Consider the following 24,614-nt stretch of genomic DNA (forward strand, 5'->3'; position numbering starts at 1 on the left):
CATGGAGCGAATTCTTGTCGCAGATGATGAACAGGATTTGCGTGAACTGCTCGTAAGCCGTCTGAAGCGAAAAGGCTTTGAGGTCTTTGGTGCGGCCGACGGGGAAGAGGCGCTTGCGTTGTTGCAAAAAGAACGGTATGACCTTGGTATTTTCGATATCCGGATGGAACCGATGGATGGGCTCACGCTCCTTGAAGAAGTCAAATCACGTCCGGATACGCTGGAGATGGAAGTCGTGATGCTCACCGGTCACGGAACGATGGAAACGGCGATCGAAGCGATGAAGCGCGGCGCGTATGACTATTTGACGAAGCCGTATAATCTGTCGGAACTTGAAGTCGTCATATCAAAAGCCCTTGAGAAAAAGAAACTGACTGAAGACAACCAGACGATGCGGAACCTGATGCATGCGAGAGACAACGATTTTGACATCGTCGGCAAGTCGTCGGCGGTGGAACAGGTCAAGCATCTCATCCGCCGGGTGGCAGATGCGGACGCCTCGATATTGATTGAAGGCGAAAGCGGAACCGGGAAAGAACTCGTGGCCAAAGGTCTTCATTACTGGAGCAAGCGGGCAGCGGAACCGTTTGTGGCGGTAAATGCAGGGGCCATTCCGGATCAGCTCATTGAAAGCGAGCTCTTCGGGCATGTGAAGGGAGCGTTTACCGGTGCCCAAAAGGATAAGAAGGGGCTCGTTGAAGTCGCGGATCAAGGGACCCTCTTTCTCGATGAAATCGGCGAGATGCCCCTCGATATGCAGGTGAAACTTCTCCGTTTTCTCGAGACCGGCAGTTTTCGGCGCGTCGGAGAGACGAAGGAGCGGCACGTTCAGGTGAGGACTGTGGCTGCGACGAACCGTTCCCTGATCGAAGAAGCCAGGGAGGGACGGTTCCGCGAGGATCTCTTCTACCGCCTTCAGGTGATGACGATCGAGGTGCCGCCGCTTCGGGACCGCAAAGAGGACATTCCGCTCTTGGCGGATTACTTCCTGTCCAAACAGGGAAAGGCGAAACGGTTGACGGATACGGCAATGAAGCAGCTGATGTCGTACGATTTCCCGGGAAATATCCGCGAGCTGATGCACATTCTTGAACGGGGCTGCCTGTTATGTCCCGGAGCCGAGATTGAAGGCGGCGATCTCATGTTGCCGGGGACGTTTCAGGATCCGCAAGACCGAGACAGTGTGAGCCCTGTGCAAACTCTTGAAGAGGTTGAGCGGGACTCACATCGACCGGGTGCTCACTTATACAGACTGGAATAAATCTGAAGCCGCAGAGATTCTCGGGATCAGTGTCCGAAATATTTACCGGAAGATTGACCAGCATGGTCTCGACAAACGGGGTGAATGACATTCTGGCATGTCGCCTTTGTCAAAGGTGACAAAATGGCAAGAAAAAACCGTCGGTCACCGTCGGTTTTTTCTTTTGAAGATGTGATTTTAAAAAAGATAAAAAGAAAAACAGGGAGGAGAAAGCTTGATGTGACAGGGCTTTCACTACTGGTCAGGTGGTGTTCGGACAATCCGGATGCCATCTTTTTTACGTTTGGCACGGAAGTTGCATCTACAGAAAGGTGAGAACACCATTTGGAAAGGGGAGAGGGACATGCTATCGAATATTGGCATCCCGGGACTGATTTTAATTCTGATTATCGCACTGATTATTTTCGGCCCGAAAAAATTACCGGAAATGGGACGTGCAGTGGGGGACACACTGAAAGAATTCAAAAAATCTACGCGTGAGCTGACTTCAGACAGTAACGATGACAAAGATGAGACGAAATCATAAGGGGGTAAACCGGCATGGCAATGAAACACGATCTGTTGATTAACAAATCATTACTCAGTGGAAGAGACATTTTAAGCAAATCCGCATACAGCACCGATCTTGGCCTGAACATGGCTGAAGATGCGAGGCGTCTGTCGGACGGTCTGATGAGCGAGGAAGAGTTTGTAAACAAGTATCAGGAATCCGTCGGTAAGGAGTTCAATCAGAAGCTCGAAGTCAGGGCTGCGGCAGGGCAGGACCATGCCAATGTGAAATGGGGCATGGTGATCGACCTCAGAAAATGCGTCGGCTGTGAAACCTGTACCGTATCGTGTAAAGCGGAAAACCGGACGCCGCCTGGTGTATCGTACAATCAGGTCTTCGTTGAGGAAGAAGGGACGTTCCCGAACGTCTCAAGAACCAATATTGCTAGACCGTGCATGCACTGTGACAAGCCGCCTTGTGCGTCTGTCTGTCCGGTACGTGCCACATACAAAGCGGATAACGGCATCGTCGTCCAGGATAATGACCGCTGCATCGGCTGCCGCTATTGCATGGTTGCCTGTCCATACGGAGCGAGAAGCTTTGACTTTGGTGAAGAGTATGAAGAGATTCTCGATGCGAACATGATTCAGGCGCCGGAACACGGCATGGAACGCGGTGAGCGCGGAAACGGGGAAGCGCCGATCGGCACGGTCCGTAAATGCAATTTCTGTTTCCACCGTTTGGAACGTGGCGAAGAGCCGGCCTGTGTCGAAACGTGTATCGGTGATGCCCGTTATTTCGGGGACTTAAACAATCCGGAATCAACGGTATCGAAACTCGCTGCAAGCAGCCGGGCATTCAGACTGAAAGAAGAGTACGGCACGGAACCGCGTGTCTACTACTTACGATAAGGGGGAGACCAACGATGAGTGAATTGACACAGACAACCGCAGAACATCAGCAAGACCTCGATCCGGGGATCGTAGCGAAGCGTTTTAAACTTTGGATGGCTTCCCTTTTCATTGCACTGATTGCAGGGGGCGGCGCGATTCTCTATCGCCTGATTGAAGGGCTCAGCGTGACAAACCTGACAACCTTCGTTCCCTGGGGCGCATGGGTCGCCTTTTATATCTTCTTTGTCGGCTTAAGTGCAGGGGCGTTTCTGCTGTCCACGCTGATTTTTGTATTCGGCATGGAACAGTACGAACGGGTCGGACGCTATGCCCTGTTCACGGCCCTCGTCTCGATGGTGGTGGCCCTGACCTTTATCGCTCTTGATCTTGGGCGCATCGACCGGGCGTTTAACGCGATGACCTACTGGAACGCCCTCAGTATTCTCTCTTATGAAGTCCGCTTTTATTTAATCTATATGGCCCTTCTCGCCGTGGAACTGTGGTTCGCCATGCGAATCGACCTCGTCAGGGTTGCCAAATCGGACGACGGAATCAAAGGCAAAGTGGCCAACTTCCTGCGTCTCGGCAGTGATGACGAATCGGATATCTCAAAGAAGAAAGACCACCGCTGGATGAAGATTCTCGGGATCATCGGGATTCCGATTGCGATCATCGGCGTTCACGGCGGAACCGGCACCCTGTTCGCAGCGGTTGCCGCGCAGCCTTACTGGAACTCGCCGCTCTTCCCGGTCATCTTTGTCGTCTCGGCACTGGTATCCGGAACAGCGCTGTTGATTGCCATGTATGTCATTCAGCGAAAAGCAAGCGGCAAATCCGTGGACTTCGGCATGGTGAAGAGCCTGTCGCTTTTGATGATCGGATTTCTGATCATTGACCTCGGTCTTGAATTTTACGAGTTTCTTGTCGCAGGTCTTACGATGAAGCCGGAGAAGATGGCGATTTTAAACGTCATGTTCACCGGGCCGATGTCCTGGTCGTTCTGGGGCGTACAGCTCTTTATCGGAGCCGTTATCCCGATCTTCATCGTATTCAGTAAACGGTTCAATCAGTCGATTGGCTGGCTGACCGCAGCGGCGATCATGGTCGTCATCGGGATCATCGGTGTACGGTTTAACATCGTCGTTCCGACGCAGATTGTCCAGTCCATGAAGGCATTGCCGGAAGCGTTCTACTTCCCGAACTGGGTGGAGTGGCTCAGCTCCATCGGGGTTGTGGCGATGGGTCTGATCATCTACTCCATCGGCGCAAAGCTCTTGCCCCTTGAATTAAACGAAGATGAGGTGAAATCACATGAGTAAATCCGTATTCGATAAAAAAGTCAACCGCCGCTCGTTTGTGAAAGGGGCCGGGATCCTCAGTGCCATCGCTGTTGCGTCTCCGTTCTTCGGAAGCCCGATCCGCCAGATCACCGGCGGAAATGTCTGGGCCGACGATGAACACGGCATCGGGACGTTCACGGAAGATTATACGGCTGAGAACGTGATCTACACGACGTGTGAGCAGTGCAACACGCACTGTACAATCAAAGCCTACGTGAAAGAAGGCAAGATTGAAGGCGGCTGCACGTCCCTTGTCCGTAAGATTGCCGGGAACCCTTACAGCCCGCTTACGATGAAACCGATCGGTCAGATAGACTATGCCAAACCTGCGGCCGCCGCAGCTCTCGGAGGCGGAAGCGTTGCTGTTGCAGGGCGCGGACTGCGTGGTGGACGTACTTGCCTGAAAGGCCAGGCGGGCATTCAGACCGCCTACGACGCCTATCGTCTGAAAAAACCGATGAAACGTGTCGGACCGCGCGGAAGCGGGCAGTGGAAGACGATCTCGTGGGAAGAAGCCTATAATGAAATCATTGAAGGAAGCAATGATCTTGGAACACCGGGGTTGAAGGACCTCGTCGCCTACGAAGAACAGGACGTCGTTATGGCGGACTGGGATCAGGTGAAAGAAGGGACGATGTCGCAGGAGGACTTTGATGCAAAATACAAAGATGTCCTGATTGACACAAAGCATCCGGATTTCGGACCGAAAGTCAATCAGGTCGCCTGTCTCGGCGGGGACCGCCGTCACTTTACGAACCAGCGGATCTGGACGCAGGGTCTTGGCAGCAACAACTTTGATGACCATGGCGGTGTCTGCGGGGTCAGTTCTGTGATCGGCAACAACCGCTCCTTTGAACACGGCAAACGCCGGACGTATACCGACATTGACTATATTGAGTACATGATCGCCTTTGGAACGAATCCGGTCGTGGCGAATAAGGGACCGACATGGATGGCGCCTCAGATTACCAATGCGATTGAACGGGGCATGAAGATGGCCGTTGTGGATTCAAGGATGTCGAAGTCCGCGGAGAAGGCTCATCACTGGATCCCGGTCATTCCCGGGACGGACGGGGCTTTTGCCCTCGCGATGGGACGCTGGATCATTGAACATGAACGGTACGACATGACGTATCTCGTCAATCCGAATAAAGCTGCGGCAGAAGCGGATGACGAGCCGACCTGGAGCGATGCGACCCATCTCGTGAAGACCGGTGAGCCGACGCGTCAGAAGCTGAAAGCCTCTGAACTTGGCCTGCGTGAAGAAGGCGATGACGATGACTACGTTGTTCTGAAGAACGGGGTGCCGTATGCGTCAACGGATGTGGATGAAGCGGATCTTGAAGTCGATACGACGATTGAAGGAATCGAGGTAAAATCGAGTTTCCTTCTTTATAAAGAAGAAGTGATGAAGCATACGATGGATGAGTATGCGGCGATTACAGGCATCGGTAAGGACATGATCGAAGAGGTATCCCGTGAATTCACGTCCCACGGCAAGCGCGCCGCAGCATTCGGATACCGCGGGAACGCGATGCATACGAACGGGTACTACAGCGTTCGTGCCATGAACGTTCTGAATCACCTGATCGGCAACTATGACTGGAAGGGCGGCAGTATCTCTTCAGGAGCGAATTTCGGCCCTTGGGACGGTGCCTATGACCTCGATACGGTTCCAAACGGCCGAACACCTTGGGGAATCCCGATTACGCGGAAACAGTCCCAGTACGAGCAGAGCACCCTTTTCGAACGGGACGGCGGCTATCCGGCGCTCCGCCCATGGTTTGGTGCGACGGGGAACTCGTCTCATGAGCTGATCCCGAGTGCAGCGGAAGGCTACCCGTACGGATTGAAGGCGCTCTTCGTGTACCGGATCGATCCGATCCTTTCCTTTGCGGCCGGCTACCGAAACAGGGAAGTGCTACAGGATGAATCAAAGATCCCGCTCCTTGTCTCGCTGGACATTACCGTCGGGGAAGCAGCCCAGGTATCGGACTTCGTCCTGCCGGATCTCACCTACCTCGAGCGTTACGGCCAGGAGACCATCTATCCGAACCAGCTCCACAGACTCTCGAGCATCATGCAGCCGGTGACTAGGGTTGTACCGGAAGCGAAAGCCGTGGAGGATGTCTTCATTGAACTCGCAAAACGCCTTGATCTTCCCGGCGTCGGAGAGAACGCCTTTGTAAACGGAGACAAACTCGACAGCTACGAGGAGTATTATGCCAAGATGGCCGCCAACATTGCCATGAAGGATGAACCGGTTCCGGACGCTGACGCGGAAGAGATGGCGATCTTTGAGTCCGCGCGAAAGAAGGCGCTCGGTGAATTCTTCGATATCGAACGGTTGAAACAGGCCGTTACGCCGGAAGAGTGGCCAAAAGTTGTGTATATGCTGAACCGGGGCGGACGTTTCGAAGCGCCGGGTTCGGAATATGTCAATGACGGGAAGCATGTGAAATACCAGTACGGCGGCCAGGCGAACTTCTACGATGAAGTCACGGCAAGAAACAAACATTCCTTCAGCGGTGAATTTTACAGCGGCGTGCCGATTTACGAAGCGATTAAGGAATACGACGAAACCGTGTATGAACGGGATCTGCCGCTGGTGATGACGAACTGGAAAGCGAAGCACATCGGGACACACCGTCAGATCAGCAACGTCTGGCTCCGTGAAATCCGTGAGGACAATCCACTCTGGATGAACAGCATTGATGCGAAGAAGCGCGGACTGAAGAATGGTGATACGGTTAAGATCAAGGGCAGTGACTACGAAGCAGAAGGACGCGTCATGGTCACCGAAGGGATCCGTCCGGGTGTTGTCGGATCAAGCTATAACTTCGGTCATACGGCGTTCCGCTCGCAACCGATCAAAATTGACGGGAAGTGGACGGGAGCCGGGGCGGAATACGGGCATACGAGCTATGAATTCGCCGCGCCGAAAAAGGAATCCGGGCTCTATGCGAAAGGACGGGACACCGGTTTCTCCGCAAATAATCTGTTAAGTATTGACGGGACACTCGGCAACAACGGAATGTTTGATCCGATCGGCGGGGCAAGTGCCCAGCTGTATGCGAAAGTGGAGGTGGAAAAAGGCTGATGCAACCTGCCTTTGAGACAGAAACCCATGAACAGCAGTTGAAACTCAGTCTGACGTATCTGATTTATGCCCGCTGTTTTTACGGTCAGGTCGATGTGATCAAGGCGATGGTGGACACAGGTGAGGCGACAGGTGAAGTCGATGAAGACGTCCGGCATTTGCTGCATCAGCTGAGGGAAACACCGGAAGAGGAACTGACGCTTCAATATGAAAACCTCTTCTTCATTCCAGGTCCTTACTATGTGCCGCCCTACGTCAGTGTCTATCTTGATGATGAGGAAGCGAATGGCAGTATGGTCCACCAGCTGAGCGGGTATTACGCCCGCTTCGGTTTCCTGGACTATGCCAAGACGACGAACCTCAGGCATGACCATATCGGTACCGTCCTGATGTTTGCCCACTATCTGATCCAGATGCAGCTTGAACAGCATGAAGACGCAGAGGACGCGAAGAAGATGTATCTGATCCTGTTGCACGAGGTAATTCGTCCGATGTACGGGGTGTTTGAGAAGAAGGTATCCGATCAGCTAGTGAAAGGCTTCTATCTCGATCTCGTCCAGGGTGCGCACCGGTTTCTCTCAGACACGAGTGAGATCATTGAAAAAGACTGATTCATAAAGAAGACTCCGGCGTCTGTAAAGATGCCGGAGTCTTTTTAAATATCCTGTTTTCTGAGGCGTTACTGTTCTTCTTTCTTCAGTCGCTTCTGCAAATTGAAATGCTTAAATGCGATGAAGAAATCCAGGGCGGCGAAGGAGACGAGAAGAATCGTCCAGAAATCCCATCCTTCAGACTGGTTCATGGCCTGAATCGCGAAGAGCGTCAGGATCACCCCGAATGTAAAGTACAAATAGCCGTAAAACTTTGGCGGTCTCTGTTTCATGACAAGAACACTCCCATCAATGCCTGAATGCTTTGTTCCATTTCTTCGAGCTGATCGATCAGTTCAAGCAGCCGGTCCCCGAATACGACCTGGACGAGCATGACGAAAGAATTGATCCCGACGTGCGCGATGATCGGTACGATGATCCGGCCTGTTTTAACGTACAGGTACGAGAAGACAACGCCCATGGCCAGATAAACGAGGATATTCTCAAAGTCCCCGTGTAAAGCGCCGAAGATCAGTCCGCTGACGATCGCGGCGATCCAGAAGCCGGTCCGCTTGTAAATGGCCCCGAAGATGACTTTCCGGAAGACGAGCTCTTCAGTCACCGGGACAAGAATGGCGACCACAAAAATCATGAAGGGCACGGCGGTCGAGAAGCCGACGATCATCTCCGTGTTTTCGGATCCCGGCTCAATACCGAATGCCAGCATTTGAATAAGGGAAGCGGCGTATTGCCCGGCAAAGGCGAGAAAGATCCCGATAAAGGACCAGAGGATTGTTTTCCCCGTATCGGCCCGTTTTCCGTCGAACTGCGGATCACGTCCGGCAAGCGCGGAAAACAGAACGGCCAGGATAAAGCCGATGGTCATGGAATAGGCGATGGCGGTCGCAAACAGCTCCGTTTCATTGCCGTCGAACCCCATATTGAGAAGCAGAGGTGCAATCAGGGCAGGTGCAAGCTGTGAAAAGACAAACGATAAAATAATCAGCCAATAGTATTTGTTCACGTTCATTCTCCTTTAGGTAAACGGCGTCCTGATTATTGTATCACAGCGATCAGGCTTGTTCACCCAATACGATGTTTGCACGTTTTTCTCAGAGGGAAGAGAAAGCGTGGGCCATGGCCGGACGCGGTTTCAACCATAATCTTCAGCAAAAAAATTGCTGCAAAAGGGTTGCAAAAATGCAAAGGTTTGATTATGATAAGAACTGTGTTAGCACTCATTGATACCGAGTGCTAATAAAACCATTTGAAAACGCACAGAAACTGTGCACAACCATACTGAAGGAGGGTGTTTTCCTTGTTAAAACCATTAGGTGACCGAATTGTAATTGAATTGGTGGAGCAGGAAGAAAAGACGGCGAGCGGGATTGTCCTGCCTGACTCTGCGAAAGAGAAGCCGCAGGAAGGGAAGGTCGTTGCTGTCGGGAAAGGCCGGGTAACTGAGAACGGTGAAACCGTGACACCGGAACTGAAAGAAGGCGACAAGATTGTCTTCTCCAAATATGCAGGATCTGAAGTGAAGTTCGAAGGCAAGGAATACATGATTCTTCGAGAAAGCGATGTACTGGCTGTAATCAGCTAACGAAGAAGCACAGAGCACACATTTGAAACATCAGAAAACAGGAGGATGGTAATCATGGCTAAAGACATTAAATTCAGTGAAGACGCTCGTCGCGCGATGCTGCGCGGTGTGGATCGTCTTGCAGATACGGTAAAAGTAACCCTCGGACCGAAAGGACGTAACGTTGTCCTTGAGAAGAAGTTCGGCTCTCCGTTAATCACAAACGATGGTGTGACGATTGCGAAAGAAATTGAACTTGAAGACAATTTCGAGAACATGGGTGCTCAGCTCGTTTCCGAAGTCGCAAGCAAGACGAACGACATTGCCGGTGACGGTACCACAACGGCAACGGTTCTCGCGCAGTCCATGATCGCAGAAGGCCTGAAGAACGTCACATCCGGGGCCAACCCGATGGTGATCCGTAAGGGGATTGAAAAAGCGACTCAGGCTGCGGTGGATGAGCTGCGCGCCATTTCCAAGCCGATCGAAGGCAGAGAGTCGATCTCCCAGGTTGCGGCGATCTCTTCAGCGGATGATGAAGTCGGTGAACTGATTGCAGAGGCGATGGAGCGCGTCGGTAACGACGGTGTCATCACAGTGGAAGAATCGAAAGGGTTCGCGACAGAGCTTGAAGTCGTGGAAGGGATGCAGTTCGACCGTGGATACGCGTCTCCTTACATGGTGACGGATTCTGACAAGATGGAAGCGGTTCTTGAAGATCCGTATATCCTGATCACTGATAAGAAAATCGGCAACATCCAGGAAGTATTGCCGGTTCTTGAGCAGGTTGTTCAGCAGTCCCGTCCAATCCTGATCATTGCCGAAGACGTGGAAGGCGAAGCCCTCGCGACACTCGTCGTCAACAAGCTCCGCGGCACATTCAACGCTGTTGCCGTGAAGGCACCAGGCTTTGGTGACCGTCGTAAAGCGATGCTTGAAGACGTTGCAACACTCACTGGTGGTGAAGTGATCACGGAGGACCTCGGTCTTGATCTCAAATCTGCGAGCATTACACAGCTCGGCCGTGCGTCCAAGGTCGTTGTTACAAAAGACAACACGACGATCGTTGACGGCAACGGTGACGCAGCGGAAATTGCAAACCGTGTCAACCAGATCAAAGCACAGCTCGAAGAGACCACTTCCGAGTTCGATAAAGAGAAGCTTCAGGAGCGTCTTGCCAAGCTTGCCGGCGGTGTAGCCGTTGTCAAAGTCGGTGCGGCCACTGAAACGGAAATGAAAGAGAAAAAGCTCCGCATTGAAGACGCACTGAACTCCACGCGTGCAGCGGTGGAAGAAGGTATTGTAGCCGGCGGTGGTACAGCGCTGATCAACGTATTGAACGCAGTGAAGGCTGTAGAAGCGGACGGTGACGAAGCAACGGGCGTGAACATTGTGCTCCGTGCCCTTGAAGAACCGCTCCGTCAGATTGCCCACAATGCCGGACTTGAAGGGTCCATCATCGTGGAGCGCCTGAAAGGTGAAGAAGTCGGTGTCGGCTTTAACGCAGCGACCGGTGAATATGTCAATATGGTTGAAGCGGGGATCGTCGACCCGACGAAGGTCACACGCTCAGCCCTCCAAAACGCAGCCAGCGTATCTGCCATGTTCCTTACGACAGAAGCTGTTATCGCAGACTTCCCTGAAGAGAACAGCGGCGGTGGCGGCATGCCGGACATGGGTGGCATGGGCGGTATGGGCGGCATGATGTAATCAGCCGTTCAGATCCTGATTAACATGAAACCACAAGGCAATTGAAAAAAGAGAGGGACTCTGATGACAGGTCAGAGTCCCTCTCTTTATCTATTCTATTATACATCCTGAGCCAGAATGTATCGGTCTCTGCCCGCTTCTTTCGCTGCATAGAGTGCCTGATCGGCCTGCTTGATGAAGGCATCCGGCTTGTCGGTTTCATTTGGTATACGGGATATGCCTCCGATGGAAACGGTGACGTATGGGGCAACTTGTGACTGGGAATGTGGAATTTGCTGATCCCTGATCGCTTTTAACAAGGTGGCGGCTGCCGAAGCGGCCTGCTCTTCAGATGCCCCTGGTAATATCAGCACAAATTCTTCACCGCCGTAACGGCTGACAATGGCCTTCTCACCGAGTGCTTCCTGCAGGGTATGGGCCACACTGATCAGAGTCTGATCCCCTGCCTGATGACCATATTCGTCATTATAGCGTTTAAAATAATCAATATCCACGAACAACAGGGACAGCTCTTTTCTCTCCTGTAACGCTTCCGTCCACTTAGCCTTCATCTGTTGATCGAAGCCGCCGCGATTGTAGACATTCGTCAACGGATCCCGGACAGAGAGGTCTTTCAGTTTCTTCGTCCGTTCTTCTACCTTGCTCTCGAGGATCTCATTGGACGCAATCAGACGCTCGGACATATCCTCCAGATCGGTAAACGCCTTTGAGAAGATGGAAGCAAGCATAAAGGACTGGGCGAGGATGAAGAACAGCAGCCCGGCAGGTGACAGATTGCCATAGATTGAAAGCTGATAGTCATAGAGTATATCATTGACGATGGTGATGGCATACAGAAATGCCATGAAAAGACTGACCGTTGCGCCCATGCGTTTTCGGAGGGCGGCAAGAATCAGAATATAGCAGATGTAGCCCACGGTAATCACGGTCACGACCTGGCCGACAATCAGCGTCTGGGTGAACCAGTAGACGGGAAACAGGATGACGATGCTTCCGAGAATGAGGCCGATGGTGACTGACACCCGGCGAAACAGTCTGGATGTTTCATTCGGAAAGAGAGCCGATAAAAACAGAATGAAAAGGGGCGGACTCAGATATGTCGTCACATATTCGAGCTTCATGGCAAACGTCCAGTTGAAGTCAGGAAACACCCTCAGCATCACCGCTTCACCGACCAGGAGAGAGCGGATGCCGATCATGAGACAGAAGAGAGAAAAATAAAGCGCCGAGCGAAAACGCGGCCGTAAGAGAAAAACGAGGAAATGATAGATGCTCATGATCAACAGGCTGCCGAAGATGATACCGTCGATGAGCCGGCGGTTGTCTGTCTCACTCGAAATCGTATCATGCGTCCCGAGGCGCAGGGGGATGTTCATTCCTCCCTCGGCATGCATGAAATTGGATACCTGGATATGGATGTCGATCTGATCTCGGGAAGAGGCCAGTGGGACAACATCGGCGAAATAACGGGGCGTCATGGTTTCGGCTGAAGTGCCCACTTCACCGTTCGAGGCAACACTTTCACCGTTGATCCAAAGCCGGTATGCCGTGAGGAGATAGGGCATGTACAGGGCAAGATCATCCGCTTCAGGGGCCGTGACCTGTACATGATAGGTCGCATAGCCCTTACCACCGATGGTTTCCCCATTTACAAGGGTCCCATTCCAGGAACGGGGTACGTCGATGACAACCGGTTCTTCTCCGCTTCGTTCGTCCGGTTCAAGAAGCGAGGACCAGTAGAAGTGCCACTCGCCTGAAAGGGGGATCGATCCGTCTTCTGTATCCCAGAAAGAAGTATCGAGTTCACCGTTTGTTGCGGCAGGATAGTGGTCGTATTCGCTCACGATGATCAGATAAATGGTAAATCCAATCAGGAGCACGAAGCTGACAAACAGCGTCATCGGTTTTATGTAGACTGTTATCTTGTTCATTGGTGGTCCTCCAAGCAAACGCCTGCTTCAACATGGAAAAATATGACTTTAGTTACTGATTCGACATAGACGGACAGAACTCTTTTTTTAAACAGGTGGAGGATCTTTGAAACACGGCGTACAGAAAGACCCCGCCACATTAATCGTGTGACGGGGTGTTCTCTATCAGCTGTGCACGTGGTCAGTGGATGCCGTCTGACAAAGGGCTTCTGCCTCGGCTTTTTCTTCCGCCTGTTTCTCTTTTTCGAAGGTATCAAGAATCGCCCTGACTTCATCGGTTGTTTTCGTTTCCATCAGTTTCTTGCGGAGCTCGCCGGCCTTTGGAAAGCTGCGGACGTAGATCTTGAAGAAGCGCTGCAGAGGAGTAAACGGTCGGTTTTCGAGATCTTTGCTGTATTTGTCATGAAGATCGAGCTGAAGACGCAGAAGTCCGAGGAGCTCTTCGCTCGTATGCTCTTTCGGTTCGGTTTCAAAAGCGAACGGGTTCTTGAAGATGCCCCGTCCGATCATAATCCCGTCCACACCGTATTTCTCCGCGAGTTCGAGACCGGTCTGCCGGTCATCGATGTCGCCGTTAATTGTGAGGAGGGTGTTCGGTGCCACCTCGTCCCGGAGGGCCTTGATGTCAGGGATTAGCTCCCAGTGAGCAGGGACGTCGCTCATTTCTTTTTTTGTTCGCAGGTGAATGGACAGATTGACGATATCCTGCTCGAGGATATGTCTGAGCCAATTTTGCCATTCATCAATCTTTGAAAAGCCGATCCGGGTTTTGACACTTACCGGAAGGCCGCCCGCTTTGGCGGCTTCAATCAGTTCGGCGGCGACGTCAGGACGCTTGATCAGGCCGGCCCCTTTGCCGTCACCGGCCACGTTATGCACGGGACAGCCCATGTTGATGTCGATGCCTTTGTAGCCCATCTCAGCCATGGCGACACTCATCGTCCGGAAGTGCTCAGGCTTATCACCCCAAATGTGCGCAACGATCGGCTGCTCGTCTTCCGTGAACATGAGACGCCCCTTCAGGCTCTCTCTGCCTTTTGGGTGACAGAAGCTGTCCGAATTGGCGAATTCGGTAAAGAACACGTCCGGTGCCGCAGCTTCACTGACGACGTGGCGGAACACCACGTCTGTCACGGCCTCCATCGGCGCCAATATAAAAAACGGTTTTGGCAGGTCATGCCAGAAGTTTTCTTTCATCACTCACTCGTTCCTTTCTCCATGCCGGCGGCGATTGGCCACCGTATCTCTTAATCAACGGGATCTCCGGTTAAAAACAGAGATCAGCTGAAATATACCTTAATGGTTCAAGGCAAAAAGTGCAAGGGAAAAATACGATTTTGAGGCTTTTTTCAGGAAATGGCCATAACGTTGTATCTGATCATCCTCCTGAAACCGATTTGATCAGGGGGGCGCAGGCCGTCAACATGAACAGCCAGGGTGTCTCCCGGCCTGATTTTGACGGGCCCGGGTGTCCCGGTGAGGATGATGTCGCCGGGATTCAGCGTAGTGCCTTGGGAGAAGTAGGCGACGATTTCAGGGATGTTCATCAGCATTCGTCCCGTATGGTTTTCGGCTGAGACTTCTCCATTAAGAATGGTCTGGACGGTAATGTCTTCTGTATAGAAGGAATCCGCTGATGTGAGAGTCGGACCGATGGCGCAAAACGTATCGAAGCTCTTGGCCCTCGCGAGAAAGCGGGGATGCTCTTTATGAATGCCGGATTCAGTCATATCAAGGGCTGCGGTATATCCTGCAATACAATGACGGGCTTCTTGTACAGTGAGATTTTTCCCGGGTTTACCGATTATACAGGCGATCTCTCCTTCTCCGGTTGTCGATTCACTCCCATTGGGGACAAGAATCGGACCGTTTACCGGAGTGACCGTGTTCCACGGTTTGACAAAACTCACCGGATGATTGGCGCGTTCAGCAGGCATCGGTTCACCGGTCGGCTGATAATTAAAGCCGATGCCCCAAATGGTAGCGGGGGATTCGAACAGAGAACCGGTTTCAATGTGTTCGAGGTCTTCTGAAGGAATCCCTTCCCAAATGCGGGCTGTCTGATCGGCATACCACCGGGTCAGTTCCGTCATTCGCTCCTCTTTGAGAATCCTGTCAATGGTAAGGGGCCAGTCAGTCATGCAACATTCATTGATCGCCTGAAGCGGATAGACTCTGTTTGCTGTGATAATTGCAGATTCCTGTCTGTTGTTGTGTCGGATCGTCATAATCTCCAATTGATTAGCTCCTTTCAATATGCAAATCAGTTTACAAACTGATTGTGGGGATTCCTTCTATTTTGGACTGTCATGACAAAGATTGTGGTTTTCTTGTCAGATTACATCACGGAAATCATCAGAAATCCGCAAAAATCCGATATGCTGGAAGAAAAAGATGGCAATTCGGAGGTGGAGCAGATGCGACTGAATGATTTACTCGAGCAGGAGGTACTGAAAGGTGCGACAGCAGTAGCCGGCGAAAAAGGACTCATGAATCAGGTGACATCTGTGACGATGATGGATGCACCTGATATTGCGGATTTTGTTAAACAAGATCAGCTTCTTTTGACAACGGGATATCATTTACAGAACAACCCTGATCTTCTTATGTCTATTGTAATTCGCATGACGGAAGAAGGATGCGCAGGGCTCGGGTTGAAGGTGAACCGTTTTTTGGATCATATTCCTCCTTCGGTTATCGATGTGGCAAACGAGGGCGGATTACCGGTGATTGCACTGCCGGACGAGCCGTCTCTCGGTGATATGGTCAACAGTGTGCTCAAAGCGATTCTTGATGAGCGGACACAGGCTCTTTCGGAAGCGATGGCGATTCACCGTCGTTTCACGGATCTCATCGTTGGGGGCAAAGGGCTTTATGAAGTGCTTGATCAGCTTTCCCGTCATATTTGTGCACCGGTTCTCCTCCTTGATTATCGGCTGAATCTGCTTGAATCATCAAGAAAGTTTGATGAGGATTTCTGCTTTGTTCTTGCCGAGAAGGTCCATGAGGTGATTCAACAGGATGATTTGGCGAATGGAGCGATCCGCAAATTGAGCATGTCCGTTTCTCAAGAATCCGAAAAACAGATGATCTCCTGCTGTCCGGTACAGATGAACGTCTATCAGAAAGGCTATCTTATTGTGTTTCTCGATATCGATCAAGCGGGTGCTTCAGAACGTCTTGCCGTTGAACAGGCAATGAATGTCATCGCATTTGAACTGATGAAGCTCCACGCCGTCGAACAGCAAGAACAGATTCAGAAAAATGAGTTTCTGACTGAATATGTTGAGGGAAGGTTTTCGTCAGAGAAAGATCTTGGAAGACGCGGGGAAGGCTATGGGCTGAGGCGAAGCTGCACATATCTGTGTGTCGCAATCAGGCCCGATCACGAGGATGAACTTTACCGTGGCGTCGGACAGGCACCTGAATCAGAGCGGAGATTGTTTAAGAACGCCATCTACGAACAACTGCAGATCTGGTTTGATTATTATTTTGATGATGTGGTCTTTTTCTCAAAAAACGAGGTATACGTAGCCCTCATACCAAAACCGGACGATGAGTGGGAGGACTGGCTGATGAAAGGACTTGTCACCATTCAAAAGGAAATGGAGGAGTTTCTCTTTATTTCAATCTCTTTTGGAATCGGTAATCCGGCCGCTCAGCTGCTTCAGGTTCCCGATTCCTTTAAAGAAGCATTGGAAACCCTTCATAACGGACGCCGTATGGGGCAGGAAGCCTTTATTAAATGGACGGATACAAAGGGAGTCACAGAGCTTTTGCGGACGGTATCGCCTCAAAAGCTGAGGGAATTTTACGAGTCGACATTGAAGTCTCTCGTGCTGTCGTCAAAGAAAGAAGACGAAGACCTGATCAAAACGCTGACGGTGTATCTTGAACACAACGGACAGATTGCCGAGACTGCGAAGGCGCTGTTTGTTCACAGAAATACCGTGATTTACCGGCTGAAAAAATGTGAAGATAAACTGCAGGTGAACCTTAAACACGCGGATGATATTCATAAACTTCGCACGGCTTTACTGGTCAGGGAAATGATTGAATAAGCGGTTCGTTCGCAACCGGGCTGTCTGCCGGTTTGCTCACGATACAGAAGTAAAAAGAAGATCTGACATCCCCCTCTGTCAGATCTTCTTTTATTTGAGTGGTTATTGGTAAGAATCTTCAGTCACAAAGCGACGTGACAAAACTGAGCAGATCCCGGTCACGCCCCTTCGGTGCGAGGATGGAAATGGCCAACGGAGGCAGTCCGCCGCCCCGTTTGACGGGGATGGTGACCTGAGGGAGCCCGTTAAGGCCCGCGATGGCGGTGAGCTTCATCGTGCGCTGGCGAATCTTGTCCACTTCCTCCGGAGGCAGTCCGACAGCGGGAGGTTCACCGGCGATCGTCGGGATGATCATGAGGGTATCCGGCTGCATAATATCAGCCGTGGCATCCTGAATCATGAGCTGTCTGCGTCTTGCCTCGGCGACATCGGCTTCTTTGATCTGTTCGGCCATATGGAACCGTTCGCGGATCCCGGGTCCGAAATCCGGTTCGTGGGCTTTGACCCATTCCCCATGATTCAGCCAGATTTCATAGCCCTGAATCACCCGGAAAATGTCCACCCAATCACCGAGATCATCGTTGGTGATGCGCTGTTCTTCATGTGACTTCACCTTGCTTGAACAGCTTCTGACTGCCGACATGAGCGCATTGTGCTGCGTGTCTGTCAACAGGCTGAAGGCATCCCTGGCGATGACCGCACGTTTGAAATCCGGTGCATCAGGCATGCTGTCGCCAATGAGGACTTCACCGACATCTTCAAGGAGAGCGGCATTCCGGGTAAACCAGCCGACTGTATCAAAGGAATCCGCCAAAGGAATGACGCCTTCGAGGCTGACTTTTCCGTGACTCGGACGAAAGCCGAACAGGCCGCAGTACGAAGCGGGAATACGCACGGAGCCGCCTGTGTCGGTGCCGATGGCGAAATCCCTCAGTCCTGCACCGGTGGCAACGGCTGAACCGCTGGAGGACCCGCCGGGGATGAGGGATTTATCGAAAGGATTGACAGGCGTTCCGTAATGCACATTTTCCCCGTGAAGGCTGTACATCATTTCATCGGTCACGGTCGTTCCCTTGAGTGTGGCACCTGCTTGCAAGAGATGAACCAGTGCCGGTGCCGTCGCTTTGGCAGGCGCATGGGATTGGAGCCAATGGGGGTTGCCGGCGGTGTTGCGGTGCCCCTCTATATGAAAGACATCCTTGACGGCGAAGGTCTTCCTGTGAAGAATCCCGCCTTTCTGCGGTTCCACGGTCAGTGATTCATCAATAAATGCGCCGTAATGATCGGTTGTCATGGTCGTGACCTCCTTTTACAAAATGATGCCCGAGAAGCGGGGATTTAATGCCCTTCCCGGACTGATAAATATGGACTCCGCCGAGGAACACACCGGAGACGGTCATGTCGACAGTCAGCCCCGTGTAAGGGGAATACGGATGCCGGTTGAGGAGCTCCTTCTCCGTGATCGTGTGTGAGCTCTTTGATAACAGGGTCAGATCTGCGGCGAAACCGGGCGCGATCCGGCCGATCTGCCGTTCGGGGAAAAAACGGCGGGCAGGCGCATCGGTCATCATCGGAAGCACCGTTTCAAGGGGCACCCCGCGCTTTACAGCTTCTGAGAGAAGTGCGGCATGACCGGATTGGACGCCCGGAATCCCGCCCCAGGCGTTCCGGATATCATCGTTCCCCGCTTCTTTCATCTCCAGCGGGCAAGGGGAATGGTCACTTCCGATGATGTCGACCAGGCCATCCGCGACCGTTTGCCAGAGGGCTTCCTGTTCAGAGAGTGGACGAAGGGGCGGTGCGCACTTTAACAGCGGGCCTTTTTTTATGAAATCCGTGTCTGTAAACAACAGATAATGCGGACACGTTTCGATCGTGATGTCTGCGCCGGACATTTTCGCTTCATGAAGCATCCGGACGCCGTCTGCCGTACTGACATGTACCACATGCACAGCGGTCTGAAACCTGAGGGCGTCTTCAATGATCCAGTCAAGAGCCTGCCATTCGGCTTCAGGCGGCCGTGATGCCAAAAAAGAGGCAGGGTCCGGTCCGCTCAGATGGCGATATCGCTCTAGCACTGCTTCGGCCTCGGCGTGCAAAGCAAGGGTGACGCGATGTTCGCCGCAATACCCCATGGCCTCCCGGAGTGCGTCGCGGTCGAGATAGGGGAAATCTTCAATCCCGCTTTCGGACATAAAGCCCTTAAACCCGATCACCCCTGCATCAAGCTGTGCATCAAGTGCACCTTGATCCCGGCAGTTTGTGCGGGTAATGCCGCCCCAAAGCCCGTAATGGGCATGGGAACGCCCCTCAATGGCCTTTTTCTTGTCACGGGCGAGGTGACCGTTTGTGACGGAAGGATGGGAATTCAGGGGCATGTCGATAAAAGTGGTAATGCCGCCCGCGACGGCTGCTTTGGAACCGGTGTCGATCCCTTCCCATATGCGTCTCCCGGGATCGTTGAAATGAACATGGGGATCGATGAAGCCTGGCACAACCAGACGGTCGGCGGCATCCGTGATACGCGCCCCGGGCTCCGGCTGTACAGAGGTATGACTGTCAAAGAGCCGGTCAATGATGCCGTCTCTGATTTCGATATCTTGCCTGACGAAGGATGTGCCCGTCCAGACCGTTCCGTTTCGAATCCATTGTGTACCGATGACGAACACCTCCACTGTATGATGCCTTCATTGTGCATCTTTTATACAGACGATGTGGAAAGTTCGTCAGCAAATCTGTCAAAGTTCTTTTTTCACCATGGTTAATCAGATAAGCTAATCGGTAAACCTTTCAAAACGAAAGCACAGACAGGATAGCCTGCGCTGGTTGCCATAACCAATCACAGCATCCGATTTTGTGCAGATCAACCAATGACGGTCTTTCTGAAGACCGCTAAACTGTGTGAACAACATGTTGAACAGTGAACCCGGAAGGAGGGGTACGATGGATCAGCTTTATATTCATACCCCGGACACGCTGTCGGAAGCCTGGGCGTTGAAAACAAAAGATCCGACGGACAGCCTTTGGCTATCCGGAACCACGTGGCTCAGAACGCAGTGGGAAGCAGGACAGCTGAAGACACAGAAACAGTGGATCCGTCTTGACGGTATTCCGGAGCTAACCTCTGGGATCCGTCGTGATGAATCAACTCTTCGCATTGCGGCATTGACCACTTTCGGTGAGATCAGCCGGTGCGGGGATACGGCCGCTTTTGCGCCGCTGTTAAAACAGGCGATCCATGAGATTGCGGCGCCGTCGATCCGTGAACAGGCGACCATCGGTGGTAACGTGGCGACAGGATCCGGTGACAGCATTCCCGCGCTGCTTGCAAGCGGCGCATCGGTCCTTGTTTACACCGAGGGGCGTGACGAAGAGTGGCTGCTTGAAGACTGGCTCGCCGCCGGCATGTCAGGCATCATTGTGGATATCGCCATCCCCGTTCATAAGGAAAGCGAAGATCTGAATGTGTATGTCAAAACAGGGCGCCGTGAAGCATTTATTCCATCGGCTGCGACGTTTGCCATTAAAGGCTCCTGGGACAGCGACACAAAGACATTCCGGACTTGCCGGGCTGCGGCCGGGGGAGGAACGATGGTCCCTGTGAGACTGAAGCGTCTTGAGCGGTTCCTGAAGGAGACGCCACTGACGTCGAATGCGGTCTTCAAAAAAATGGCGGACGAAGTGAAGAAGGACTACCGCCCGGAGGATGACCCCTTCTTGAGCGGTGCCTATAAGCAGCAGATTGTCTGCAATCAAATAATTCAGAATATTCATTCTAATATCAGGAGGTGATGATCATGAGGCTGAACGACCGAACGAGCGGAAGAGGATGGCGGGTGAGGCCGGACGGACGGGACAAGGCAACCGGACGTCTTGACTACCTGACGGACTTAAGTGAGGATACAATGCTTTTCGGAAAAGTGGTCCGAAGCGGCATGCCCCACGCGAGACTGTACAAAGTCGTCACCGAGAAAGCCATGAAGATTCCGGGCGTTGTCTCGGTTCTCACCGCCGCAGATATTCCGGGACTGAACGGCTTTGGCATTGCCGATCCGAACCAGCCGGTGTTTTGTGATCATCATATCCGTTTTGAAGGGGACGCTATTGCGGCCGTCGCGGCGACGTCCCGTGAAGCGGCAGAGCGTGCGGCAGAAGCGATTTTCTTTGACAGTGCCCTGCTTCCGGTCCTTGATTCGCCTGAGAAAGCCCTCGAAGACGATGCGATTCCTCTCCATCCAAAAGGCAATATTCTGCATGAGCGGCATTTTGAAAAGGGGAACACGGCGGAAGGATTTGATCAGGCCGCCTATATCGTCGAAGAGACGTATCACACCCCGCGTCAGATGCACGTCTTTATGGAAACCGAAGGGGGCCTCTTCATCCCTGAAGAAGACGGGTCATTGACCGTTAAAGCCGCGACGCAGCACGGCTATAAAGACCGCATGCAGCTGTCGCGCATCCTCGACATGGACGAAGAGAAGATCCGGATTATCTCGAGCCCCATCGGCGGATCTTTCGGTGGGAAAGATGAACTGAACGTTCAGCCATATGGGGCTTTGTTGGCCCTCTCCACACAGAAGCCGGTGAAGATGCACTTCAGCCGGGAGGAATCGGTAATCGCAGGCATCAAACGTCATCCGATGTCGATTACGATGAAGACCGGTATGACGGCTGACGGGAAACTCGTGGCGCATGAAGCGTCGATTATCTCGGACACGGGTGCTTACGCCACCCTCGGTGGTCCGGTTCTGAATTTCGCCGTCGAGCATACCGTAGGCCCTTACCGGATCGACCATGTGAAACTCGAAGGGAAAGCGGTCTATACAAACAACGGCGTCTCCGGCGAGTTCCGGGGCTTTGGCGGCAATCAGGCGACGTTCGCCCTTGAAGGACAGCTTGACCGTCTCGCCGAGAAGAGCGGGATCGATCCTGTCGAACTGAGAAGACGCAATATCCGCGGTGAACATGACCTGGGTCCCCTTGAGCAGCAGGTGGCGGCGAATGACGGACCGGCACTTGTGCTGTCGGATCTGACCCGTTCTGAACTGTACCACCTTCCGTCCTGTGAAACGGACGAACAGGAGCCGTGGATCAGACGGGGAAGGGGTGTGGCCCTTGCGTTTCACGGTTCGGGACTCGGCTACGGAATTCCGGACCCTGCGGGCGGTATGTTGACGCTCACGGCAGAAGGGAAAATCGAAGCTTCGTTTGGCCATGAGGAATTTGGCCAGGGGCTTATCGGAACGCTTGAGGTGATGCTCACGGAGGCCTTCACCTGTGAGGTGGAGGATGTGTCGATTCAGATTGGGGACACCCGTCATGTGCCCCCGAGCGGATCGTCAACGGCATCAAGGACGACCAACATGGTCTGGCAAAGCATTCAGCGCATGAAGGAGCCTTTTTGTGAGCTGATCCTCAAGGAAGCGGCCAGACAGCTGAATACCGATCAGGACGATCTGACGATGGGTGCCGGCGGGGTTCATTCAAAAGCAGACGGCGCGGTTGTACTCGATTACCGAACGCTCGCAAACGGATCGGAGCTCCCGCTCACGCTGTCCACCGATCATCATTTTCCCGTCACACCGGATAAGGTGATGGGCGGTCATTATCTCTACGGATCGACGGCGGTCATTGCGGAAGTGGAAGTGAACACCCTGAACGGCAAAGTCGCTGTCACCCGGGTCGATCATGCCGTATCCGCCGGTGAAGTGATGAATCCTCTCGGCTATCTCGGACAGATCGAAGGCGGCAGCATCATGGCACTCGGCTTTACCCTCAGTGAGGATGCCGTGATCGAGAAGGGCCGCTACGTGACCAGGAATCTCGATTCCTATCTGGTACCGACCATTCAGGATGTGCCGGCCGTTCAGTACGTGGAAGCGAACGAGACGCTCTCGGAAGGCGACCGTTTCGGTCCCCGTGGTGTCGGGGAAATCGGCTCTGTGGCACTGGCTCCGGCGATTGTGAAAGCCGTCCGTGAAGCAACGGGCGCCTGGCATACGAGTCTTCCGATTACGCCTGATAAGGTACTCGATTCGACAGAGCCCTTTGCATGGCTCACCGAGGATGAAAAGGAGGTCTCCCCATGAACCCGCTGATGAAGGCTTATCAGGAAGATGATGCAACACGCATGACCATCCGGTTTACCCTGAACGGGCAAACAAAGGTCATACACGTGCCGCCGGAGCGACGGCTCGTCGATCTGATCCGGACGGATTTCAATCTGACAGGAACGAAAATTTCCTGTGAAGTGGGACGCTGCGGTGCCTGTATGGTCATCGTCGACGGGAAACCGATGAACAGCTGCCTGCTCATGGCCTATCAGATTGAAGGCCGTTCCATCGACACGATTGAAGGACTGACGGTATCAGACAGCCGGACCCGGGATTTGCAGGAGCTGTTTCTCGAAGAAGGAGCCTTGCAGTGCGGATACTGTACGCCGGGAATGATTGTATCATTGACAGGCTGCCTCAATGGAGATGGGGATGCCGGCTTTGAAGATCTTAAAGAAGCGTTGTCCGGCAACCTGTGCCGTTGCACCGGCTACGGCGGGATTCACCGTGTGATCAGCCGGCTGACAGAGAATCAGGATGAGAAAGGACGTGAGGCGGATGTCTGAACAGCACCGATTACTTGACTGGCTCGTCACGAGCGGCGAAACAAAAGCACTCGTCGCGTCCGTAATTCACGTGGAAGGCTCCGCTTACCGTCACCAGGGTGCCCAGATGATCATTGGCGAAAGCGGTCGGATGACCGGGATGATCAGCGGCGGCTGCCTTGAAGAAGATCTCCGTATCCATGCCTTTCAGTGTATGAAGGAGATGAAAACGGCGGTCGTAGATTACGATATGCGCGCGGAGGATGACCTCGGGTGGGGGAAAGGGGCCGGCTGTAACGGCAAAGTGTATGTCAGCCTGAACCCGCTTGATCTCACCGATTCGGGGACAGACCGGCGGCTTGCATCCGCCCTTGAGCGGATCGGCAGGGGAGAGACCCTGTACCGCGTGACGGCGTTGGATGAGCATGCAGGTCCGCCAATGTTTGTGAAGGAAGACGGTACGCCTCTTTCAGAGAGGGATGACGCTCTGAAGCCCGCGCTCATCAGGGAAAAAGACGGTCCGGCCGTTCAGGTGAGCCATGGCGACAAGGGACGAATCCTCGTGGAACGCATCACGCCAAAGACCCGCGTTTACGTGTTCGGGGCGGGTATCGACGCAGAACCCGTCGTGAGACAGCTCGCAGCCCTCGATTTTGACGTGATCGTGACCGATACCGTCAGAGAGCGGCTTGATCGTACCCTGTTTCCTGATGCGTCCGGCTTTCGCTGGTTGAGCCCCGATGATTTCTTTCAGTGTGAAGAGATTCGTGAGGGGAGCTTTGCCCTCGTGATGACGCACCGCTTTCAGGATGATCAGGTGCTGTTGCGCGGGCTCGTCGAGCGAAGGGAACAGTTTGCCTACGCAGGGATTCTCGGCCCAAGGCGACGGACGAGACGTCTCGTTGCCGGCGGACAGATCCCGGACTGGCTTCACTCGCCCGTAGGGCTTGATATCGGAGCTGACGGGGCGGAAGAAATAGCCGTCAGTATTGCGGCAGAGCTCATTCGGGTCAGAAGAAACCAGGCTCAAACAAAATCTGAACAGGCGGTGATGTAGG

21 protein-coding genes are annotated in these 24,614 nt (G+C 53.0%); 14 read left to right on the forward strand and 7 right to left on the reverse strand.

The annotated features are described in order from the left end of the window. The first annotated feature begins 1 nt into the window (after position 1). The 7 genes from BSEL_RS02985 (at position 2) to BSEL_RS03015 (ending at position 7,695) form a co-directional block, all read left to right on the forward strand. Complete coding sequence (locus BSEL_RS02985) at positions 2 to 1,261, forward strand: sigma-54-dependent transcriptional regulator (protein WP_013171524.1); 1,260 nt, start codon at positions 2 to 4, stop codon at positions 1,259 to 1,261. Continuing rightward, the gene (locus BSEL_RS17930) at positions 1,236 to 1,349 is read left to right on the forward strand and encodes a helix-turn-helix domain-containing protein (protein ID WP_232970485.1); all 114 of its coding nucleotides are present in this window, start codon (positions 1,236 to 1,238) and stop codon (positions 1,347 to 1,349) included. Before BSEL_RS02985 ends, BSEL_RS17930 begins: the two co-directional genes overlap by 26 nt. A gap of 255 nt (positions 1,350 to 1,604) precedes the next feature. After that, positions 1,605 to 1,787, forward strand: a complete 183-nt coding sequence (gene tatA, locus BSEL_RS02995; RefSeq protein WP_013171525.1) for a twin-arginine translocase TatA/TatE family subunit — start codon at positions 1,605 to 1,607, stop codon at positions 1,785 to 1,787. A 14-nt stretch (positions 1,788 to 1,801) separates the two neighbouring features. Continuing rightward, a complete protein-coding gene (locus BSEL_RS03000; protein ID WP_013171526.1) occupies positions 1,802 to 2,662 on the forward strand; it encodes a 4Fe-4S dicluster domain-containing protein in 861 nt (286 codons plus the stop codon). Between the two features lie 14 nt (positions 2,663 to 2,676). Continuing rightward, complete coding sequence (nrfD, locus tag BSEL_RS03005) at positions 2,677 to 3,963, forward strand: NrfD/PsrC family molybdoenzyme membrane anchor subunit (RefSeq protein WP_013171527.1); 1,287 nt, start codon at positions 2,677 to 2,679, stop codon at positions 3,961 to 3,963. Beyond that, complete coding sequence (locus BSEL_RS03010) at positions 3,956 to 7,084, forward strand: molybdopterin-dependent oxidoreductase (RefSeq protein WP_013171528.1); 3,129 nt, start codon at positions 3,956 to 3,958, stop codon at positions 7,082 to 7,084. Before nrfD ends, BSEL_RS03010 begins: the two co-directional genes overlap by 8 nt. Continuing rightward, positions 7,084 to 7,695 carry a TorD/DmsD family molecular chaperone gene (locus BSEL_RS03015; RefSeq protein WP_013171529.1) on the forward strand — a complete coding sequence of 204 codons (612 nt, stop codon included), beginning with the start codon at positions 7,084 to 7,086 and terminating at the stop codon, positions 7,693 to 7,695. Before BSEL_RS03010 ends, BSEL_RS03015 begins: the two co-directional genes overlap by 1 nt. Positions 7,696 to 7,763: 68 nt before the next feature. On the opposite strand, the gene BSEL_RS03020 is transcribed toward BSEL_RS03015, so the two are convergent. Then, positions 7,764 to 7,967 (reverse strand): YdiK family protein, encoded by a 204-nt coding sequence (locus BSEL_RS03020; protein ID WP_013171530.1) that lies wholly within the window; start codon positions 7,965 to 7,967, stop codon positions 7,764 to 7,766. Further along, complete coding sequence (locus BSEL_RS03025; protein ID WP_013171531.1) at positions 7,964 to 8,698, reverse strand: CPBP family intramembrane glutamic endopeptidase; 735 nt, start codon at positions 8,696 to 8,698, stop codon at positions 7,964 to 7,966. The genes BSEL_RS03020 and BSEL_RS03025 overlap by 4 nt, the downstream gene beginning before the upstream one ends. Before the next feature lie 294 nt (positions 8,699 to 8,992). Here BSEL_RS03025 and groES point away from each other — a divergent pair, with 294 nt between their 5' ends. After that, positions 8,993 to 9,277: a co-chaperone GroES gene (gene groES, locus BSEL_RS03030; protein WP_013171532.1), complete on the forward strand. Its 285-nt coding sequence runs from the start codon at positions 8,993 to 8,995 to the stop codon at positions 9,275 to 9,277. A 54-nt stretch (positions 9,278 to 9,331) separates the two neighbouring features. Next, positions 9,332 to 10,966 carry a chaperonin GroEL gene (gene groL, locus BSEL_RS03035; protein ID WP_013171533.1) on the forward strand — a complete coding sequence of 545 codons (1,635 nt, stop codon included), beginning with the start codon at positions 9,332 to 9,334 and terminating at the stop codon, positions 10,964 to 10,966. Positions 10,967 to 11,064: 98 nt separating this feature from the next. On the opposite strand, the gene BSEL_RS03040 is transcribed toward groL, so the two are convergent. The 3 genes from BSEL_RS03040 to BSEL_RS03050 all read right to left on the reverse strand — a co-directional run bounded on the left by BSEL_RS03040 (position 11,065) and on the right by BSEL_RS03050 (position 15,125). Continuing rightward, positions 11,065 to 12,897, reverse strand: coding sequence for a sensor domain-containing diguanylate cyclase (locus tag BSEL_RS03040; RefSeq protein ID WP_013171534.1), 1,833 nt, complete (start codon positions 12,895 to 12,897; stop codon positions 11,065 to 11,067). Positions 12,898 to 13,062: 165 nt separating this feature from the next. Further along, positions 13,063 to 14,094, reverse strand: a complete 1,032-nt coding sequence (locus BSEL_RS03045) for a tRNA dihydrouridine synthase (RefSeq protein ID WP_013171535.1) — start codon at positions 14,092 to 14,094, stop codon at positions 13,063 to 13,065. Positions 14,095 to 14,246: 152 nt separating this feature from the next. Further along, complete coding sequence (locus BSEL_RS03050) at positions 14,247 to 15,125, reverse strand: fumarylacetoacetate hydrolase family protein (protein WP_232970506.1); 879 nt, start codon at positions 15,123 to 15,125, stop codon at positions 14,247 to 14,249. A 102-nt stretch (positions 15,126 to 15,227) separates the two neighbouring features. Here BSEL_RS03050 and BSEL_RS03055 point away from each other — a divergent pair, with 102 nt between their 5' ends. Beyond that, the gene (locus BSEL_RS03055) at positions 15,228 to 16,958 is read left to right on the forward strand and encodes a PucR family transcriptional regulator (RefSeq protein WP_177304807.1); all 1,731 of its coding nucleotides are present in this window, start codon (positions 15,228 to 15,230) and stop codon (positions 16,956 to 16,958) included. Between the two features lie 118 nt (positions 16,959 to 17,076). Here the strand turns inward: BSEL_RS03055 and BSEL_RS03060 are convergent, their stop codons facing one another. Next, entirely contained in the window at positions 17,077 to 18,252 is a 1,176-nt protein-coding gene (locus BSEL_RS03060) for an amidase (RefSeq protein ID WP_013171538.1), read from the reverse strand. Further along, complete coding sequence (allB, locus tag BSEL_RS03065; protein WP_013171539.1) at positions 18,221 to 19,633, reverse strand: allantoinase AllB; 1,413 nt, start codon at positions 19,631 to 19,633, stop codon at positions 18,221 to 18,223. Before allB ends, BSEL_RS03060 begins: the two co-directional genes overlap by 32 nt. A 268-nt stretch (positions 19,634 to 19,901) precedes the next feature. Between allB and BSEL_RS03070 the strand changes: the two genes are divergently transcribed. Genes BSEL_RS03070 through BSEL_RS03085 form a run of 4 tightly spaced genes read left to right on the forward strand, consistent with a single transcriptional unit; the run spans position 19,902 to position 24,613 of the window. Beyond that, positions 19,902 to 20,750, forward strand: coding sequence for an FAD binding domain-containing protein (locus tag BSEL_RS03070; protein ID WP_013171540.1), 849 nt, complete (start codon positions 19,902 to 19,904; stop codon positions 20,748 to 20,750). 5 nt (positions 20,751 to 20,755) lie between these two features. Beyond that, on the forward strand, positions 20,756 to 23,047 hold the full coding sequence (pucD, locus tag BSEL_RS03075) for a xanthine dehydrogenase subunit D (protein ID WP_013171541.1): 2,292 nt from the start codon (positions 20,756 to 20,758) through the stop codon (positions 23,045 to 23,047). Continuing rightward, positions 23,044 to 23,577, forward strand: coding sequence for a (2Fe-2S)-binding protein (locus BSEL_RS03080; protein ID WP_013171542.1), 534 nt, complete (start codon positions 23,044 to 23,046; stop codon positions 23,575 to 23,577). Before pucD ends, BSEL_RS03080 begins: the two co-directional genes overlap by 4 nt. After that, positions 23,570 to 24,613 (forward strand): XdhC family protein, encoded by a 1,044-nt coding sequence (locus BSEL_RS03085; RefSeq protein ID WP_013171543.1) that lies wholly within the window; start codon positions 23,570 to 23,572, stop codon positions 24,611 to 24,613. Before BSEL_RS03080 ends, BSEL_RS03085 begins: the two co-directional genes overlap by 8 nt. Position 24,614: the final 1 nt, after the last annotated feature.

The sequence above is a fragment of the [Bacillus] selenitireducens MLS10 genome, assembly GCF_000093085.1.
Classification (GTDB): Bacteria; Bacillota; Bacilli; order Bacillales; family Salisediminibacteriaceae; genus Salisediminibacterium; species Salisediminibacterium selenitireducens.

Excerpts from the sequence above, each read along its gene's own strand:
- BSEL_RS03020 (WP_013171530.1), bottom strand. The coding sequence starts at position 7,967 with ATGAAACAGAGACCGCCAAAGTTTTACGGCTATTTGTACTTTACATTC.
- groL (WP_013171533.1), top strand. The coding sequence starts at position 9,332 with ATGGCTAAAGACATTAAATTCAGTGAAGACGCTCGTCGCGCGATGCTG.
- BSEL_RS03060 (WP_013171538.1), bottom strand. The coding sequence starts at position 18,252 with ATGACAACCGATCATTACGGCGCATTTATTGATGAATCACTGACCGTG.
- BSEL_RS03080 (WP_013171542.1), top strand. The coding sequence starts at position 23,044 with ATGAACCCGCTGATGAAGGCTTATCAGGAAGATGATGCAACACGCATG.
- BSEL_RS03000 (WP_013171526.1), top strand. The coding sequence starts at position 1,802 with ATGGCAATGAAACACGATCTGTTGATTAACAAATCATTACTCAGTGGA.
- BSEL_RS03040 (WP_013171534.1), bottom strand. The coding sequence starts at position 12,897 with ATGAACAAGATAACAGTCTACATAAAACCGATGACGCTGTTTGTCAGC.
- pucD (WP_013171541.1), top strand. The coding sequence starts at position 20,756 with ATGAGGCTGAACGACCGAACGAGCGGAAGAGGATGGCGGGTGAGGCCG.
- tatA (WP_013171525.1), top strand. The coding sequence starts at position 1,605 with ATGCTATCGAATATTGGCATCCCGGGACTGATTTTAATTCTGATTATC.
- BSEL_RS03045 (WP_013171535.1), bottom strand. The coding sequence starts at position 14,094 with ATGAAAGAAAACTTCTGGCATGACCTGCCAAAACCGTTTTTTATATTG.
- nrfD (WP_013171527.1), top strand. The coding sequence starts at position 2,677 with ATGAGTGAATTGACACAGACAACCGCAGAACATCAGCAAGACCTCGAT.
- BSEL_RS02985 (WP_013171524.1), top strand. The coding sequence starts at position 2 with ATGGAGCGAATTCTTGTCGCAGATGATGAACAGGATTTGCGTGAACTG.
- BSEL_RS03010 (WP_013171528.1), top strand. The coding sequence starts at position 3,956 with ATGAGTAAATCCGTATTCGATAAAAAAGTCAACCGCCGCTCGTTTGTG.
- BSEL_RS03085 (WP_013171543.1), top strand. The coding sequence starts at position 23,570 with ATGTCTGAACAGCACCGATTACTTGACTGGCTCGTCACGAGCGGCGAA.
- BSEL_RS03015 (WP_013171529.1), top strand. The coding sequence starts at position 7,084 with ATGCAACCTGCCTTTGAGACAGAAACCCATGAACAGCAGTTGAAACTC.
- BSEL_RS03050 (WP_232970506.1), bottom strand. The coding sequence starts at position 15,125 with ATGACGATCCGACACAACAACAGACAGGAATCTGCAATTATCACAGCA.
- BSEL_RS03070 (WP_013171540.1), top strand. The coding sequence starts at position 19,902 with ATGGATCAGCTTTATATTCATACCCCGGACACGCTGTCGGAAGCCTGG.